The following is a 16,654-nucleotide window of genomic DNA, read 5'->3' as shown; positions in this document are numbered from 1 at the left end:
AGAAGCTAGTTTTCGCACTTCCTGCCGAACAACACGAGACCACCCGCTTCACACCAAAGGATGGCCATCGGGCGATTCCCCGGTGGGAGGGGCGAGGGATGTGCAGTGCGGGGCGGGCCGGGCGGGACGTGTCCGGGGCGTTCGCCGGGGCGGGTGGGGCGGAAGCCATGGTGGGCGGGGCCCGGAGCGCGGGTAACCTGTCCCCGTGCCCCGTCTGTCTGAAGTCATCGCCGCACTCGACGCCCTCTGGCCGCCCGAGCGGGCCGAGGGATGGGACGCGGTCGGCACCGTCTGCGGCGACCCCGACGCCGAGGTCCGGCGCGTGCTGTTCGCCGTCGACCCGGTCCAGGAGATCGTGGACGAGGCGGTGAAGCTCGGCGCCGACCTGGTCGTCACCCACCACCCGCTCTATCTGCGCGGGACGACGACGGTCGCGGCCGGCCACTTCAAGGGCCGGGTTGTGCACACCCTGATCAAGCACGACATCGCGCTGCACGTCGCCCACACCAACGCCGACACCGCCGACCCCGGCGTCTCCGACGCCCTCGCGGGCGCCCTGGACATCCGGGTCGTCCGCCCGCTCGTGCCCGACGCCACGGACCCCTCGGGGCGCCGGGGCCTGGGCCGGATCTGCGAGCTGGACCACCCGATGACGCTGGGCGAGTTCGCCGCCCGCGCCGCCGCCCGGCTGCCCGCCACCGCGCAGGGCATCCGGGTCGCGGGCGACACCGGGGCCCTGGTGCGGACCGTCGCGGTCAGCGGCGGCTCGGGCGACTCCCTCTTCGACGCCGTACGGGCGTCGGGAGCCGATGCGTTCCTCACCGCCGACCTGCGCCACCACCCGGTGTCGGAGGCGACCCAGGCGGTGTCCGCCGCTTCCGGCCCGCTGGGCCTGATCGACGCCGCCCACTGGGCCACCGAGTGGCCCTGGTGCGAGCAGGCCGCCGCACAGCTCGACGAGATTTCCGACCGCCATGGCTGGGACCTGCGGGTCCACGTCTCGAAGACGGTCACCGACCCCTGGTCATCCCACCACTCTTCTGGAGCCCCCAACTGAACGCCGCGCCCGCCGACCAGATCCGCCTCCTCGACGTACAGGCCCTCGACGCACGCCTGTCGCAGCTCGCCCACAAGCGGGCGTCGCTGCCCGAGCACGCCGAGATCGAGTCGCTCACCAAGGACCTCACGCAGCTGCGCGACCTGCTGGTCGCCGCGCAGACCGAGGAGAGCGACACCGCCCGCGAGCAGACCAAGGCCGAGCAGGACGTCGACCAGGTCCGCCAGCGCGCCGCCCGCGACCAGCAGCGCCTGGACTCGGGCGCCGTCTCCTCGCCCAAGGACCTGGAGTCCCTCCAGCGCGAGATCGCCTCGCTGGCCAAGCGCCAGGGCGACCTGGAGGACGTGGTCCTGGAGGTCATGGAGCGCCGCGAGTCCGCCCAGGAGCGGGTCGCCGAGCTCACCGAGCGGGTCTCCTCCGTCCAGTCCAGGACCGACGACGCCACCGCCCGCCGCGACGCCGCCGTCCAGCAGCTGGACGCGGAGGCCGCCGAGGTCGCCAAGGAGCGCGAGGTCGTCGCCGCCGTCGTCCCGGCCGACCTGCTGAAGCTCTACGACAAGCTGCGCGAGAAGCAGGGCGGCGTCGGCGCGGCCCGGCTCTACCAGCGCAAGTGCGAGGGCTGCCGGCTGGAGCTCGACATCACCGAGGTCAACGAGGTGAAGGCGGCGTCCCCGGACACCGTGCTGCGGTGCGGCAACTGCAACCGCATCCTGGTCCGTACGGCGGAGTCGGGCCTGTAGTGCGGCAGTTCGTTGTCGAGGCCGACGGCGGCTCCCGGGGCAACCCGGGACCGGCCGGTTACGGCGCGGTGGTCCTGGACCCGGTGACGGGCGAGACGCTGGCCGAGGCGGCGGAGTACATCGGTGTCGCCACCAACAACGTCGCCGAGTACAAGGGCCTGATCGCCGGGCTCAAGGCCGCCAAGGCCCTGGACCCGGGGGCGAAGGTGCGGGTCCGGATGGACTCCAAGCTGGTCGTCGAGCAGATGTCGGGCCGCTGGAAGATCAAGCACCCCGACATGAAGCCGCTCGCGGCCGAGGCCGCCCGGATCCTGCCGGCCGGGCAGGTCACGTACGAGTGGATCCCGCGCGAGAAGAACAAGCACGCGGACCGGCTCGCCAACGAGGCGATGGACGCGGGCAAGCGCGGCAGGCAGTGGGAGCCGGCGGCCTCCACGGCGGCACTCTCCGCCGGCCCCGCCGACACGGACGCGGCGCGGGTCGTCGGGGACGCGGCGGCGGGCGCGGCACGGGCCCGGGCGGCTCTCGCGGCCCCGGCCGCCGCGGTCGCCACCGTCCCGGCCCCCGCCCGCGGTGCGAGTGCGGCCCCGGCCGCCGGGTGGAGCGCGCCCGACCTGGGCACGCCCACCACGTTCGTCCTGCTGCGGCACGGCGAGACGGCGCTCACCCCGGAGAAGCGGTTCTCCGGCAGCGGCGGCACCGACCCGGAACTGTCGGCCGCGGGCCGGCGCCAGGCCGAGCAGGTCGCGGCGGCTCTCGCGGCCCGGGGCACCATCCAGGCGGTCGTCTCCTCCCCGCTGCGGCGCTGCCGTGAGACGGCGGCGGCGGTCGCGGGCCGCCTCGGTCTGGACGTACGGATCGAGGAGGGCCTGCGCGAGACGGACTTCGGGGCGTGGGAGGGGCTGACCTTCGCGGAGGTCCGTGAGCGCCACCCGGACGACCTCGACGCCTGGCTCGCCTCGCCCAAGGCCGCGCCGACGGGCGGCGGCGAGAGCTTCGCGTCGGTGGCGCGGCGCGTCTCGGCGGCCCGGGACCGGCTGCTCACCGCCCACGCGGGCCGTACGGTCCTGCTGGTCACGCATGTGACCCCGGTCAAGACGCTGGTGCGGCTCGCCCTGGGCGCGCCGCCGGAGTCCCTGTTCCGGATGGAGCTGTCGGCGGCGTCGCTGTCGGCGGTGGCGTACTACGGGGACGGCAACGCTTCGGTGCGGCTGCTGAACGACACGGCGCACTTGCGCTGAGGGGCGAGCGGCCGTTGGGCTGCGGACTGCCCGGGGGCGCGGTGAACCCCCGGCGATCCGCGGCCGAACGCCCCCTCACCGCGGCCCCAGCCCCGCCGCCTCCCGGGCCAGCGTCTCCACCCGCCCCCAGTCCCGCGAGGCGACCGCGTCCGGGGGCAGCATCCACGTACCGCCGACGCAGCCCACGTTCGGCAGCGCCAGATAGCGGGGCGCCGAGGCGAGCGAGATGCCGCCGGTGGGGCAGAAGCGGGCGGCCGGGAACGGTCCGGCCAGCGAGGTGAGGTAGGCCGTGCCGCCCGCCGCCTCGGCCGGGAAGAACTTCATCTCGCCGATCCCGCGCTCCAGGAGCGCCACCACCTCGGAGGCGGTGGCGACGCCGGGCAGGAACGGCAGCCCGGACGCGGTCATCGCGTCGAGCAGGCCGGCGGTCCAGCCCGGGCTGACCAGGAAACGCGCCCCGGCCGCCGCGGCCTGTTCGACCCCGGCCGCCGACACCACGGTCCCGGCCCCGACCACGGCCCCGGGGACGCCGTCCGCGATGGCCCGGATCGCGTCGAGCGCGGCGGGCGTACGCAGGGTCACCTCGATCGCCGGCAGCCCGCCCGCCACGAGGGCCCGCGCGAGCGGTACGGCGTCGGCGGCGTCGTCCAGGACGACCACGGGGACGACGGGGGCGAGGTCCAGGACGGAGGTCATACCGGCATCCTGCCGGGGGGTGTCGCAGGGCGCAACGAGCGTTGCACCCTGCGCAACGGGGGTCAGTGGATCTGCTCCACGACCACGTCCAGCGCCCACGGCTTGCCGGCCTTGGTTGGCGGGGCGCACTCCACCACGTACCCGAGGTCGCGCAGGGCCTCCACGAGCCGCGCCGGGTCGGCGGGGGCGGCGCCGTCCGAGAGCAGGTCCCGCAGGAGCCGTCCCTTCGTGGCCTTGTTGAAGTGGCTGACGACCGAGCGCTTCTCGACGCCGTCGACGATCCGGGAGTGCAGTACGCGTACGGTCGCGGTCCGCCCGGCCACCTCGCCGCCGGGCTTCCAGGCGGCGGCGTAGGCGGAGGAGCGCAGGTCGAGGACGAGACCGGTCCCGGCGGCCTCGGTCATGACCGGGTCCATGACGCCGCGCCAGTACGCCCCCAGCGCGCCGAGCCCCGGCAGCCTCACACCCATCGAGCAGCGGTACGAGGGGATGCGGTCGGTGATGCGGACGGCGCCCCACAGCCCCGAGAAGACGAGCAGCGACTTCGCGGCGCGGCGCCTGGCGGCGGGGTCGAGGGTGGCGAGGCCGAGGGCGTCGTAGAGGACGCCGGTGTAGATCTCCCCGGCGGGGCGGGTGCCGGCGGTGCGGAGCGAGGCGTTCTTGGCGATCTCGCCACGCAGGCCCTCGCTGAGGCCGAGGATCTCGCGCGCCTTGTCCTCGTCCGCGAGGCACAGCTCGACGAGCTCGTCGAGAACGGCGGCGCGGGCGGGCCGCAGGGCGGGGAGCGCCAGCGTCTCTTCCTTGAGGGGGGTCCCGCGTCCTCCGTCGGCCTTTCCTTCGGAGGGGGGGAGCAGGACGAGCACGGGGTCTCCTTGGGGGTGGGCGGGGAGGGGGACGGCCCCGGCCCAGATTAAGCCCCTACACCGCCGGTTCCCCAAACCCTGGGAGGGGGCCGGGGGCCCGTCGCTGGCGTGCGGGTTGCTGGGTGCCCGGTCGCGCAGTTCCCCGCGCCCCTGAAAGGGGCCTGCGGCCCCCTTGGGGGTGGGTGGGGTGCGCTGGAGGTGGCTTGTTTTGGGGGCGCGGGGAACTGCGCGAGCAACCCACCACCGGCCCGCAGACAGGACACCTGGCCGCCCGCCCAGGGCTTTCGGGAAGGGGCGGGGTGGGGGTGAAAGCCTGGGCGCAGCCCGGAGCGAGGGGGTTGGGGCGTAGCCCGGGGACGTGAAAAGAGGCCGAGCATCCGGGCCCGGCCTACGCTCGGTGCATGCCCCGCCGTCACCTCCACATGACCGGCCCAGCCGACCCGCTGAGGGCCGCCCTGCGCGACCTCCGCACCACCCTCGCCCTCCCCGAGAACTTCCCCCCGGACGTCCTCGCCGACGCGGACCGCGCCGCAGGCCACCCCCGCCTCCCCGTCCGCGACGCCACCGACCTCCCCTTCTTCACCGTCGACCCGCCCGCCTCCATGGACCTGGACCAGGCCATGCACCTCACCCGCCGGGCCAGCGGCGGCTACCGCGTCCACTACGCCATCGCCGACGTCGCCGCCTTCGTCGACCCCGGCGGCCCCGTCGACACCGAGGCCCACCGCCGGGTGACCACGCTCTACTTCCCCGACGAGCGCATCCCGCTCCACCCGCCCGTACTCTCCGAGGACGCCGCCAGCCTCCTCCCCGGCCGGGTCCGCCCCGCCGTCCTGTGGACCATCGACCTGGACACCCACGGGGCCGCCACCGCCACCCACGTCGAGCGGGCCCTCGTCCGCAGCCGGGCCAAACTCGACTACGAGTCGGTGCAGCGGCAGATCGACGACGGCACCGCCGAGCCGTCCCTCGCCCTCCTCGCGGACATCGGGCGGCTGCGCGAGGAGCAGGAGGTGGCCCGCGGCGGGATCTCGCTCAACGTCCCCGAGCAGGAGATCGTCGAGCGCGACGGCCGGTACGGGCTCGACTACCGCGCCCCGCTCCCCGCCGACGGCTGGAACGCCCAGATCTCCCTGCTCACCGGCATCGCCGCCGCCGATCTGATGCTGGCGTACGGCACCGGGGTACTGCGCACCCTGCCCAGCGCCCCGGACGGCGCCGTCGCCCGGCTGCGCCGCTCCGCCGTGGCGCTCGGCATCGACTGGCCGCACCACGTCCCGTACGCCCAGGTCATCCGCTCCCTGGACCCCCGCGACCCGCACCACGCCGCGTTCCTCCAGGAGTGCACGACGCTGCTGCGCGGCGCCGGGTACACCGTCTTCACCGGCGGGAACATCCCCCGCCCGGCGATCCACGCCGCCGTCGCCGACGAGTACACGCACTGCACCGCGCCGCTGCGCCGCCTCGTCGACCGGTACGCCGCCGAGCTCTGCCTCGCGGCGGTCGCCGGCGCCGACATCCCCGCCTGGGTACGCGACGGGCTCGACGCGCTCCCCAAGGTGATGGCCGAGGGCGCCCGCCGGGCCAACACGGTGGAGCGCGAGTGCGTCGACCTCGTGGAGGCGGCCCTGCTCAAGGACCGCGTAGGGGAGGTCTTCGACGCGACCGTCGTCGACATCAAGGACGACGAGCCGACGGCGGGCACGGTCCATCTGAGCGACCCGGCCGTGGTGGCCCCGGTCCGCACCACCGAGCCCCTCCCGCTGGGCGAGTCCCTCCGCGTCCGCCTCACCCGGGCCGACCCGGGCACCGCGAAGGTGGAGTTCGGCCCGGTCTGAGACAGGGCGGGAAAGACGGGACATGACGAGGCGGGCGGATGCGGCGGCCGGATGCGGCGGGAGGGGCCCGGCCGGCAGGTAGCATGGTCGGCACGGCAGACGAGCCGGGCGGACGGCCGCGTGGGGATCCTCGGATCCTCCCGAGGAACGTCCGGGCTCCACAGGGCAGGGTGGTGGGTAACACCCACCCGGGGTGACCCGCGGGACAGTGCCACAGAGAACAGACCGCCGGGGACCTCGGTCCCCGGTAAGGGTGAAACGGTGGTGTAAGAGACCACCAGCGCCTGGGGTGACTCAGGCGGCTAGGTAAACCCCACCCGGAGCAAGGTCAAGAGGAGCCGCCGTGAAAAGCGGCTCTGCGCGGACGTTCGAGGGCTGCCCGCCCGAGTCCGCGGGTAGACCGCACGAGGCCGGTGGCAACACCGGTCCTAGATGGATGGCCGTCTCCCCGGCCGCCGCGAGGCGACCGGGCGACAGAACCCGGCGTACAGCCCGACTCGTCTGCCCCTCACCCGCCGCGCCCCGACCGGTGGCGGGGCCCGTGGGGATGGGGTGAGCTGGGGGACGAGCCGTTCGCGGATGCGGACGTGCGCCGTGGTCCCGCCAAGCATCCGGAGGAGCTCCGTGTCCGTCCCCGTCGACCAGCTCAGCGACCCCGCCGTCCGCGCCTTCGTCACCGCGCTCAACGCCGGGGACCGCGCCGCCTTCCAGGCCGTGCTCGCCCCCGGCGCCACCATGTCCGACGACGGCTCCGACCGGGACGTCGCCGACTGGACCGAGCGGGAGGTCTTCTCCAGCAACGGCCATATGGACGTCGAGGCGGAGAGCGACGGCGGGCGCTCGCTCGTCGCCTCCTACCGCAACGACACCTGGGGCGAGATGCGGACCGCCTGGCGCTTCGACGTCCAGGACGGGAAGGTCGGCCGGTTCGAGACCGGGCAGGCCTGAGCGGTCGGCGGCGCGGTCACGCCGGGATGACCGCCCCCGCGCCCCCGACCCGTACCCTCGCGTCCCCCGCGCGCAGCGTCACCGTCAGAACGCCCGGGCGGCCCAGGTCCTCGCCCTGGTGGAGCGTGAGGACCGACTCCTCGGGGACCAGGCCGAGTTCGCGTACGTACGCGCCGAAGGCCGCCGCCGCGGCGCCCGTCGCCGGGTCCTCCACGACGCCGCCGACCGGGAACGGGTCGCGGACGTGGAAGACCGTGTCGGACGCCCGCCAGGCCAGCTGAACCGTCGTCAGGTCGAGCCGCCGCATCAGCGCGGCCAGCCGCTCGAAGTCGTAGGAGAGGTCCGCCAGGCGCTCGCGGGTGGCGGCGCCGAGGACCAGGTGGCGGTTGCCCCCGAAGGCGATACGCGGCGGCAGGGCGGGGTCCAGGTCGGCGGCGGGCCAGTCGAGCGCGGCCAGCGCCTCGGCGAGGTCGGCGGGCGCGATGTCCTCGCTGTGCGGCTCGACGCTGGTGAGCGTGGCCCGCAGCACGCCCTCGTCGTCCGTGACCGTCACCGGGACCGTACCGACCGGGGTCGCGAAGACCAGGTCTCCCGGGCCGATCCGTTCGGCCAGCGCCACGGCCGTCGCCACGGTGGCGTGGCCGCAGAAGGGGACCTCCGCCTTCGGGCTGAAGTAGCGGATCGTGAACGCCCGCCCCGGCTCGCCGAGTCCCTCGGGGGGCGCGGTCAGGAACGCCGTCTCGCTGTAGTCCAGCTCGGCGGCGATCGCGAGCATGGCGTCGTCGTCGAGCCCGCTCGCGTCGAGAACGACCCCGGCGGGGTTGCCTCCGGCGGGGTCGGAGGAGAAGGCGGTGTAACGCAGTACGTCGGTCATGTCGCTGACAACTCGGCGCGGGGGCGCGGCATTCCGCTCCGCGGGGGCTGAGTCCGTGCGCGGCCCGTGCCCGGGCCCCGCGCCCCTGGGGGTGTCGGTTCGTCTGCGGCCCGTGCCGGGTCGCTCGCGCAGTTCCCCGCGCCCCTTTTGCGCCCGGGGTCCGTCTGCGGGCCGGTGGTGGGTCGCTCGCGCAGTTCCCCGCGCCCCTGGGGGGGCCGGGGCCGAGGTTGGGTCCCTGGCTGCGGTCACCCCCCAAGGGGCGCGGGGAACTGCGCGCCCGGCCCCTCGCGGCCCGCAGTCGAAGTCCGCGCCCCGGCCGCGCTCATCCCCGCCCGATATACGGCATAGCCGTAGCCAGCACCGTCGCGAACTGCACGTTCGCCTCCAGCGGCAGCTCCGCCATGTGCAGCACCGTCCGCGCCACATCCGCCGCGTCCATCACCGGCTCCACCGCCAGCTCCCCGTTCGCCTGCGGCACACCCGTGGTCATCCGGGCCGTCATCTCGGTGGCCGCGTTGCCGATGTCGATCTGGCCGACGGCGATCCGGTACGGGCGGCCGTCCAGAGAGAGCGCCTTGGTCAGGCCCGTCATCGCGTGCTTGGTCGCCGTGTAGGCCACCGAGTTCGGGCGCGGCGCGTGCGCCGAGATCGAACCGTTGTTGATGATCCGCCCGCCCCGCGGGTCCTGCTCCTTCATCTGCCGGAACGCCGCCTGCGCGCACAGGAACGCCCCGTTGAGGTTGGTGTCGACGACATGCCGCCACGCCTCGTACGCCAGGTCCTCCACCGCGACCCCGCCGGGGCCGAACGTGCCGGCGTTGTTGAAGAGCAGGTCGAGCCGCCCGTACCGGTCCCGTACCGCCGCGAAGAGGGCCGCCACCTCCTCCGGTGAGGTCACGTCCGTACGGACGGGGAGGACATCGGCGTCCGGGCCCGCCAGGGCCGCGGTCTCCTCCAGCGGCTCCGGGCGGCGGCCCGCGAGGGCCACCGACCAGCCCGCGGCGGCCAGGGTGAGCGCCACGGAGCGGCCGATGCCGGAGCCGGCGCCGGTGACGACGGCGGTCTTGCGCGCTGCGGATGCGTCCATGGCCGGGAGCGTACGGGAGCCGCCCGCGCCCGGGCCGCGGCCGTCCGCGATACGGGCCCGGTCCGCACCCCCGGTCCGCACCCCCGGCCCGCACTCCGGCCCGCACCCCGGCCCGCACCCCGGTCCGGAGCACCCCCGGCGGGCTGAGAGCATGGATGCTTGAAACTACAACGGTCGCAACGGCCGGAAGCGGGAGAGACGCCCATGGCGGAGAGCAGCCGGACCGCACCGGCCCCGATACCGGCCGCGGCCCCCGTCGCCGCCCGCCGCGCCGGTCTGCTGGTCACGCTCGTCCTCGGCGGGCTCACCGCGCTCCCGCCGCTCTCCATGGACATGTACCTGCCCGCGCTCCCCGAGGTGACCGGCGCGCTCCACGCGCCCGCCGCCACCGTGCAGCTCACGCTCACCGCGTGCCTGGCGGGCATGGCGCTCGGCCAGCTGGTCGTCGGGCCGATGAGCGACAAATGGGGCCGTCGCAGGCCGCTGCTGGCCGGCATGGCCGTGTACGTGATCGCCACCGCCGTCTGCGCCTTCGCCCCCGACGCCGCCCTGCTCATCGCGTTCCGGCTGCTCCAGGGCCTGGCGGGCGCGGCGGGCATAGTGATCGCCCGTGCGGTGGTGCGCGATCTGTACGACGGCGTCGAGATGGCCCGGTTCTTCTCCACCCTGATGCTGATCTCCGGCGCCGCCCCGGTCGTCGCGCCGCTGATCGGCGGCCAGGTGCTGCGGCTGACCGACTGGCGCGGGGTTTTCGTGGTGCTCACGGGGGTCGGGCTGCTGCTCACCCTCTTCGTGTGGCGCTTCCTGGGCGAGACACTGCCGCCCGAGCGCCGGCACGAGGGCGGGGTGGGCGAGGCCCTGAGCACCATGGGCGCCCTGCTCAAGGACCGCGTCTTCACCGGCTACGTCCTGGCCGGCGGCCTCGCCTTCGCCGCGCTCTTCTCCTACATCTCGGCCTCCCCGTTCGTGATCCAGGAGATCTACGGGGCCTCCCCGCAGACCTTCTCGCTCCTCTTCGGCCTCAACTCGGTCGGCCTGGTCGCCGCCGGGCAGATCAACGGGAAGCTGCTGGTGGGCCGGGTCAGCCTCGACAAGGTGCTGGTGTGCTCGCTGAGCACGGTGGTGCTCGCGGCGGCGGCGCTGCTTGTCATGACGTCCGGGGTGTTCGGCGAGCCGGGCCTCGCGCCGGTCGCGGCCGGGCTGTTCGTGCTGATGTCCGCGATGGGCATGGCCACGCCCAACACCACGGCCCAGGCCCTGATGCGCACCCCGCACGCGGCGGGTTCCGCCTCCGCGCTGCTCGGCACCTCGTCCTTCCTGATCGGGGCGGTGGCATCGCCGCTGGTGGGGATCGCGGGGGAAGGGACGGCCGTGCCGATGGCGGTGGTGCAGCTCGCCTCCGGTGTGGCGGCGCTGCTCTGCTTCCTGCTGCTGTGCCGGCCCTGGCAGCGGCAGGAGACCGCGGCCTGAGCCGCCCCGGGCGCGCCCGCCGCGGCTCGCCGCGCCCGTAGAATCCCCAGGTGAACGAGAACGTCCCCGTCCCGCAGGCCCTGCGCTCCGCCCTCGCCGGGCTGCTCGACGGGCTGCCGCCGTCGCAGGCCGCGCGGGCCGTCGACCGGCTGATCGCCAACTACCGGGGTGCCACCCAGACGCACGCGCCGGTGCTGCGCGACCGCTCCGACGTGGCCGCGTACGCCGCGTACCGGATGCCCGCGACCTTCGAGGCGGTACGGTCCGCGCTAGCCGCCCTCCAGGACGCGGTGCCGCACTGGTCTCCCGCCACCCACACCGACGTCGGCGGCGGCACCGGCGCGGCGAGCTGGGCCGTCGCCGAGGCCTGGTCCCCCGCGACCACGGTCCTGGACTGGGCCGAGCCCGCGCTCGCGCTCGGCCGTGAACTGGCCGAGTCCTCCGGCGTCGAGGGGCTGCGGTCGATCCGCTGGGAGCGGGCCCGGATCGGTACGGCGCTGAGCCTGCCGGAGACCGACCTCGTCACCGTCTCGTACGTCCTGAACGAGCTGACCACCGAGGACCGCGGGGCCCTCGTGGACGCGGTCGCCCGCGCGGCGACCGGCGCCGTGGTCATCGTCGAGCCCGGCACCCCCGACGGCTACGCCCGGATCATCGAGGCCCGGGACCGCCTCATCGCGGCCGGCTTCACCGTCGCGGCCCCCTGCCCGCACAGCGCCGCCTGCCCGATCGAGCCCGGCACGGACTGGTGCCACTTCTCCGCCCGGGTCAGCCGCTCGTCCCTGCACCGGCAGGTCAAGGGGGGTTCGCTGGCGTACGAGGACGAGAAGTTCAGCTATGTGGCGGCGGTCCGGGGGGTGGCGGCCGAGCCCGCCGTGAACCGCGTGACGCGGCGCCCGCAGATCCGCAAGGGCCAGGTGCTGCTGGAGCTGTGCGCGGGGGAGGGGGTGCTGCGGAGGGAGACGGTGACGAAGCGGCACGGGGAGGTGTACCGGGCGGCACGCGACACGGAGTGGGGCGACGCCTGGCCTCCGGCCGGGTAGGCCGACCTGTCCGGTCGCTCCGTCTGCGGCCCGGTGGCGGCTTGCTCGCGCAGTTCCCCGCGCCCCTAAAGGCGGGCCGTGGCTGATCGAGCCGGGCCGGTACCCCCTGAGGGGCGCGGGGAACTGCGCGGCCGGCCAGGCACGGCCCGCGCACGAAGGCAACGCATCCCGTGGATCAGGCGCGCAGCTCCTGCGTGCAGCACTTCACGCTGCCGCCGCCCTTCAGCAGCTCACCCAGATCCATCCCCACGGGAACGAACCCCCGCTCCCGCAGGGACGAGAACAGCCCCACCGCCCCCTGCGGCAGCAGCACATGGAGACCGTCGCTCACCGCGTTCAGGCCCAGCGCCGCCGCGTCCTCCTCCGAGGCGATCACCGCGTCCGGGAAAAGCCGCGCGAGCACGGCCCGGCTGCCGGGGGAGAAGGCCCCGGGGTAGTACATGATCTCGTCGGCCGAGTCGTCCAGGACGGACAGCGCCGTGTCCAGGTGGTAGTAGCGCGGGTCGACGAGGTCGAGCCCGATCACCGGACGCCCGAAGAACTCCTGCGCCTCGTCGTGCGAGAGCGGGCTCGACCGGAAGCCGCGCCCGGCCAGCACATAGGACGCGGTGACCGCGAAGTCGCCCTCGCCCTCGTTGATGTGGGCCGGCTCGTGGATCTCCGTGAAGCCGTGCGCGCGGAACCACTCCAGATGGGCCTCGGCCTCCGCCTCCCGTTCCGGGTGGGCGAAGCGGGCGCCCAGCACCCGGCCGTCGATCACGGTCGCCCCGTTGGCGGCGAAGACCATGTCGGGCAGGTCGGGGCGGGGTTCGAGCAGCTCGACGGTGTGGCCGAGCGCCCGGTACCGGTCCCGCAGGTCCTCCCACTGGGCGTGTGCGAGCGGCAGATCGACGGGCTTGGCGGGGTCCATCCAGGGGTTGATCGAGTACGTGACCTTGAAGTGTGCCGGTGGGCACATCAGATAGCGCCGGGGTCTGGCGACTCGGGGTGCACGGAGGTCACGGGTCTCACTGAGCAATGAGGGCTCCTCACGGACGACTTCGGCTGCACGCGCCGCATCTGCGGGTGGTGGTCAGCCCATGGTGCGGCCTGCCCGCCGTTCCCGCAGTGATCCGTACGGGTGTTTTTCCGCCGCTTCACCCACTGTTGCCCCGCGCGCACCCTTGACAGAGACGATACGTTTCGACTCGGTGACGCTAGGATCCCGGCATGGTGAACAAGGGGCATGCGTCCGAGAAGACACCCGAATCCCCCCGTGCGGAGGCACCCGCCGCCACCCACGCCAAGGCACCCGCCAAGGCACCCGACTCCACCCGCCGCAGCGAACGCTCGCGGCGCGCGATCTACGACGCGGCACTCTCCCTCGTCGGCGAGACGGGCTACGCCAAGACCACCATCGAGGGCATCGCCGCCCGGGCCGGCGTCGGCAAGCAGACCATCTACCGCTGGTGGCCCTCGAAGGCGGCCGTGCTGCTGGAGGCGTTCGTCGACCTCAGCCGCCAGGCCGTCCAGGGCGAGGTGTCCCTGCCCGACACCGGTGACCTGGAGTCCGACCTCAAGCTGGTGCTGCGCGCCACCGTGGACGAGCTCAACGACAACGCCACCGAGGCGCCGTACCGGGCGCTCGCGGCGGAGGGGATCGTGGACCCCGAGATCGCCGCCGCGTTCGTCCACAACCTCCTGGAGCCGCAGCTGAGGCTGTACGTGGACCGGCTGCGCTCCGCGCAGGACGCGGGCGAGGTACGGGCCGACGTCGACCCGCGCACCGCCCTGGAACTGCTGGTGGGCCCCCTCTCGCACCGCTGGCTGCTGCGCACCCTGCCGCTCACCCACGCGTATGCGGACACCGTCGTCGAGTACGCCCTGCGCGGACTCGCCCCTCGCTGAGGGCCCGGGTTGGGGGGTACGGCCTCGGCGGGCGCAGGATGGTGGGAGCATGGGAGAAGGTTCTCGCGGGGCAACGGTGAGGTGAGGGGATAGATGGGCGCGGAGTACGGGCGTTCCGGCAGCTCGGAGAGCAAGCTGTCCCGCTGGCTGCGCAGGCGTCCCAAGGACGCCCCCGGCGCCGGCACGGGCCGTCTCGATCTGCTGCTCGCCGCCGCCGCCGCGAAGCTGCCGCTGGCCCCGGCCGCGTATCCCGTCGGCTACCGGTGCTCCTGCGACCGCGTGGGCTGTCCCACCCCGGCGCGGCACCCGGTCTCGTTCGCCTGGCAGACGCAGTCGACCACCGACCGTGCCCAGATCGAGCGGTGGGCGCTGGGGCAGCCCGAGGCGAACTTCATCACCGCGACGGGAATGGTCCACGACGTGCTGGACGTCCCCCTCGACGCGGGGCGCGAGGCGCTGGAGCGGCTGCTCGCGGAAGGCGTCGAGGTGGGCCCGGTGGCCGAGTCCGGGGGCGTCGGCGACCAGGCCCGGATGCTCTTCTTCACGGCGACGCGGGGGACGCCGGAGGACGAGGACGAGTGGTGGCCGTGCGAGCTGGACTGCCATCCGGAGACGATGGACGAGCATCCCGGGCTGCGGTGGCACTGCCGGGGCAGCTATGTGCTGGTGCCGCCCGCCCGGCTGCCGGGAGACCACGTCGTGGCGTGGGTCCGAGGGCCCGAGCACGATCTGCCCGATCCGCTGACCCTGCTGGAGTCCCTCACGGACGCGTGCGCCCGGCACGGCGCCGGTGACGCCCACGCCGTGGTCTGGCCCCTCGGCCGGTAACCCCTCCCGGGGGACTGTTGCCCGCCTGCGGCCCGGTGGTGGCTTGCTGGCGCAGTTCCCCGCACCACTGAAAACCTGGCCCGGACCGCATGTCATTGCCGTACGGGGCCAGGCCTTCTGCCTCTAGGGGCGCGGGGAACTGCGCGACCAGCCCCCACCGGCCCGCAGACGGACAACCGACCCACCCGCCCCCACACCTACTCCCCCTTCGCCGACACCAACCCCTGCAACCGGTTGATCACCGACACCGCCCCCCGCCCCGCAGGGACCCGCGCCGTGTCGTCCGAGACGCGTTCCTTCGTCACCGTCGACTTCGCCTCGCCCGTCATCAGGGCCCGTACGTCCGCGTTGATGTTCAGACGTACCCCCTTCGCCGCCGTCTGGCGTTCGAAGTGGCGGGTGGCGAAGAAGGCGAGGGCGCCGCCGTCGCGGGTGCGCAGGGCCAGGGGGGCGAAGTCGCCGCCGTCCAGCGGCTGGTCCACGTACTGGGTGGACATCCCGGGCAGGACCGCGTTCTTCTTGCGCTGGTCGCGCCACTCGGTGGTGTGCGGGCCGGGCGCGAAGGTCTCGGGGCGGCCGGTGCGCAGATACGCCACGTAACTCTCGCTCAGGTCCTTCGGGGCGACCGCGAGGCCGGTGTCGTCGGGACGTACGGGCTCGGCGAAGCCGTCCTCGTCCACGGCGAGGGCCGGTACGTCCTTGGGGGCCAGCACCGAGAGGTGGGCGACCTTCCAGACGTCGTCCGCCCCGGCGCGTACGAACACCAGCAGCCAGCGCGTGTCGGTCGGCCCGGTGTCCTTGTCGCGGTTGGAGTCGGTGTCCGCGACGAACCAGCGGGGCCAGCCCGCCTTCCTGGGTATGGAGAACCGCGCGTCGGTGAGCTCCAGCGGCACGTGCTGCGGGTTGCCGCCCGGGTCGGTGACGTGGCGGGCCTGGAGCCCGGCCTGGTTGACCGCCCCGAGCGGGCCGGTGACCCGGCCCGCGTCGAGGGCCGGGTCGTAGGCCTTGTCGGCCCTGTTGTACGCGTCCGTGAAGTCCCTGAGCGCCTGTGCGGCCTCAGCCCTGGTCGCCGACGGGACTACTTCCCGCTCGCCGTGCACCGTCACGCAGCCGCTCGCCGTCACCGTCAGTACGGTCACCGCCGCGAGCGCCCCCGTCAGCCGCCTCACCCTGCTCATGGACTGCCTTCTGCCCCTCGTCCTTCTTGGCCGCCTGCTGGGCCGCCGCCGCGGGAGCGGCGCTCCCGGCGGACTTCGCGAACCCTACCGGGGCGAAGAACAGTGCGAGCGTGGGGATGAGGTACAGCGCCCACACCGTGACCTGGAGGACGGTCGGGTCGGGCTGGAAGTTGAAGACGCCCTTGAGGACCGTGCCGTACCAGCTGTCCGGCGGAACCGTGGAGCTGATGTCGAACGCCAGGTTCTTGATGCCGGGGATGAAGTCGGCCTCCTGGAGGTCGTGCACGCCGTACGCGAGGACGCCCGCCGCCACCACGACCAGCATCGCGCCGGTCCAGGTGAAGAACTTCGCCAGGTTGATCTTCAGCGCGCCCCGGTAGAACAGCCAGCCCAGGAAGACCGCCGTGGCGAGCCCGAGGAGCGCGCCGACCAGCGGGTCGGTGTTGCCGCTGTCGGAGCCGGCCGCGTGCACCGAGGTCCAGACGAACAGCGAGGTCTCCAGGCCCTCCCGGCCCACCGCCAGGAAGGCGGTGGCCACCAGGGCGCCGGTGCCCAGGCGCAGGGCCGCGTCCAGCTTGCCCTGGAGCTCGGACTTCAGGAACCGCGCGGTGCGCCGCATCCAGAAGACCATCCAGGTGACCAGGCAGACGGCGACGACCGACAGCGAGCCGCCGAGCGCCTCCTGCGCCTTGAAGGTCATCTCCTGCGAGCCGAACTCCAGGCCCGCGCCGAAGCCCAGCGCCACCAGGACGGCGACGGAGATGCCGATCCAGATGGGCCGCAGCGCCTCGCGGTGGCCGGTCTTGACCAGGTACGCGACGAGGATGCAGACGACCAGACTGGCCTCGAGACCCTCGCGCAGGCCGATCAGATAATTGCCGAACATTCGATTCCCCTCAGCCCT

General features: G+C 74.0%; 16 protein-coding genes and 1 other RNA gene. 10 read left to right on the top strand and 7 right to left on the bottom strand.

What is annotated here, in order from left to right; genetic code table 11:
* Positions 1-205 precede the first annotated feature (205 nt).
* Genes ACZ5ID_RS26100 through ACZ5ID_RS26090 form a run of 3 tightly spaced genes read left to right on the top strand, consistent with a single transcriptional unit; the run spans position 206 to position 3,038 of the window.
* Positions 206-1,057, top strand: coding sequence for a Nif3-like dinuclear metal center hexameric protein (locus tag ACZ5ID_RS26100; RefSeq protein WP_468902451.1), 852 nt, complete (start codon positions 206-208; stop codon positions 1,055-1,057).
* Positions 1,054-1,797, top strand: a complete 744-nt coding sequence (locus tag ACZ5ID_RS26095; RefSeq protein ID WP_468902645.1) for a zinc ribbon domain-containing protein — start codon at positions 1,054-1,056, stop codon at positions 1,795-1,797. The genes ACZ5ID_RS26100 and ACZ5ID_RS26095 overlap by 4 nt, the downstream gene beginning before the upstream one ends.
* Positions 1,797-3,038 (top strand): bifunctional RNase H/acid phosphatase, encoded by a 1,242-nt coding sequence (locus ACZ5ID_RS26090; protein ID WP_468902448.1) that lies wholly within the window; start codon positions 1,797-1,799, stop codon positions 3,036-3,038. Before ACZ5ID_RS26095 ends, ACZ5ID_RS26090 begins: the two co-directional genes overlap by 1 nt.
* A 75-nt stretch (positions 3,039-3,113) precedes the next feature.
* Here the strand turns inward: ACZ5ID_RS26090 and eda are convergent, their stop codons facing one another.
* Both eda and yaaA read right to left on the bottom strand, forming a co-directional pair.
* Positions 3,114-3,734 carry a bifunctional 4-hydroxy-2-oxoglutarate aldolase/2-dehydro-3-deoxy-phosphogluconate aldolase gene (gene eda, locus ACZ5ID_RS26085; RefSeq protein ID WP_468902445.1) on the bottom strand — a complete coding sequence of 207 codons (621 nt, stop codon included), beginning with the start codon at positions 3,732-3,734 and terminating at the stop codon, positions 3,114-3,116.
* Positions 3,735-3,796: 62 nt separating this feature from the next.
* A complete protein-coding gene (yaaA, locus tag ACZ5ID_RS26080; protein WP_468902442.1) occupies positions 3,797-4,597 on the bottom strand; it encodes a peroxide stress protein YaaA in 801 nt (266 codons plus the stop codon).
* A gap of 401 nt (positions 4,598-4,998) precedes the next feature.
* On the opposite strand from yaaA, the gene ACZ5ID_RS26075 reads away from it, so the two are divergent.
* The 3 genes from ACZ5ID_RS26075 to ACZ5ID_RS26065 all read left to right on the top strand — a co-directional run bounded on the left by ACZ5ID_RS26075 (position 4,999) and on the right by ACZ5ID_RS26065 (position 7,383).
* Entirely contained in the window at positions 4,999-6,435 is a 1,437-nt protein-coding gene (locus ACZ5ID_RS26075; RefSeq protein ID WP_468902439.1) for an RNB domain-containing ribonuclease, read from the top strand.
* A 100-nt stretch (positions 6,436-6,535) separates the two neighbouring features.
* Positions 6,536-6,939, top strand: an RNA gene (rnpB, locus tag ACZ5ID_RS26070) — RNase P RNA component class A.
* A gap of 120 nt (positions 6,940-7,059) precedes the next feature.
* Complete coding sequence (locus ACZ5ID_RS26065) at positions 7,060-7,383, top strand: nuclear transport factor 2 family protein (protein ID WP_468902436.1); 324 nt, start codon at positions 7,060-7,062, stop codon at positions 7,381-7,383.
* 16 nt (positions 7,384-7,399) lie between these two features.
* Here the strand turns inward: ACZ5ID_RS26065 and ACZ5ID_RS26060 are convergent, their stop codons facing one another.
* The gene (locus tag ACZ5ID_RS26060; RefSeq protein WP_468902434.1) at positions 7,400-8,257 is read right to left on the bottom strand and encodes a PhzF family phenazine biosynthesis isomerase; all 858 of its coding nucleotides are present in this window, start codon (positions 8,255-8,257) and stop codon (positions 7,400-7,402) included.
* Positions 8,258-8,579: 322 nt separating this feature from the next.
* Complete coding sequence (locus ACZ5ID_RS26055) at positions 8,580-9,344, bottom strand: SDR family oxidoreductase (protein WP_468902431.1); 765 nt, start codon at positions 9,342-9,344, stop codon at positions 8,580-8,582.
* Positions 9,345-9,548: 204 nt separating this feature from the next.
* Here ACZ5ID_RS26055 and ACZ5ID_RS26050 point away from each other — a divergent pair, with 204 nt between their 5' ends.
* Together ACZ5ID_RS26050 and ACZ5ID_RS26045 are read left to right on the top strand one after the other, a co-directional pair.
* A complete protein-coding gene (locus tag ACZ5ID_RS26050; protein ID WP_468902428.1) occupies positions 9,549-10,814 on the top strand; it encodes a multidrug effflux MFS transporter in 1,266 nt (421 codons plus the stop codon).
* A gap of 50 nt (positions 10,815-10,864) precedes the next feature.
* Positions 10,865-11,857: a small ribosomal subunit Rsm22 family protein gene (locus ACZ5ID_RS26045; RefSeq protein WP_468902426.1), complete on the top strand. Its 993-nt coding sequence runs from the start codon at positions 10,865-10,867 to the stop codon at positions 11,855-11,857.
* A gap of 175 nt (positions 11,858-12,032) precedes the next feature.
* Here the strand turns inward: ACZ5ID_RS26045 and ddaH are convergent, their stop codons facing one another.
* On the bottom strand, positions 12,033-12,875 hold the full coding sequence (gene ddaH / locus ACZ5ID_RS26040) for a dimethylargininase (RefSeq protein ID WP_468902423.1): 843 nt from the start codon (positions 12,873-12,875) through the stop codon (positions 12,033-12,035).
* 191 nt (positions 12,876-13,066) lie between these two features.
* Here ddaH and ACZ5ID_RS26035 point away from each other — a divergent pair, with 191 nt between their 5' ends.
* Together ACZ5ID_RS26035 and ACZ5ID_RS26030 are read left to right on the top strand one after the other, a co-directional pair.
* Positions 13,067-13,744 (top strand): TetR/AcrR family transcriptional regulator, encoded by a 678-nt coding sequence (locus ACZ5ID_RS26035; protein ID WP_468902420.1) that lies wholly within the window; start codon positions 13,067-13,069, stop codon positions 13,742-13,744.
* A 93-nt stretch (positions 13,745-13,837) separates the two neighbouring features.
* Complete coding sequence (locus ACZ5ID_RS26030) at positions 13,838-14,572, top strand: bifunctional DNA primase/polymerase (protein ID WP_468902417.1); 735 nt, start codon at positions 13,838-13,840, stop codon at positions 14,570-14,572.
* Between the two features lie 197 nt (positions 14,573-14,769).
* Here ACZ5ID_RS26030 and ACZ5ID_RS26025 read toward each other — a convergent pair whose 3' ends face one another.
* Both ACZ5ID_RS26025 and efeU read right to left on the bottom strand, forming a co-directional pair.
* Positions 14,770-15,741 (bottom strand): SCO2278 family lipoprotein, encoded by a 972-nt coding sequence (locus ACZ5ID_RS26025; RefSeq protein WP_468902643.1) that lies wholly within the window; start codon positions 15,739-15,741, stop codon positions 14,770-14,772.
* Positions 15,629-16,636 carry an iron uptake transporter permease EfeU gene (efeU, locus tag ACZ5ID_RS26020; protein WP_468902414.1) on the bottom strand — a complete coding sequence of 336 codons (1,008 nt, stop codon included), beginning with the start codon at positions 16,634-16,636 and terminating at the stop codon, positions 15,629-15,631. The genes ACZ5ID_RS26025 and efeU overlap by 113 nt, the downstream gene beginning before the upstream one ends.
* Positions 16,637-16,654: the final 18 nt, after the last annotated feature.

It is taken from the genome of Streptomyces sp. NPDC031670, from assembly GCF_055580545.1.
Note: the sequence above shows the minus strand (reverse complement) of the source record. Positions and strands in the feature narration are given on the sequence as shown.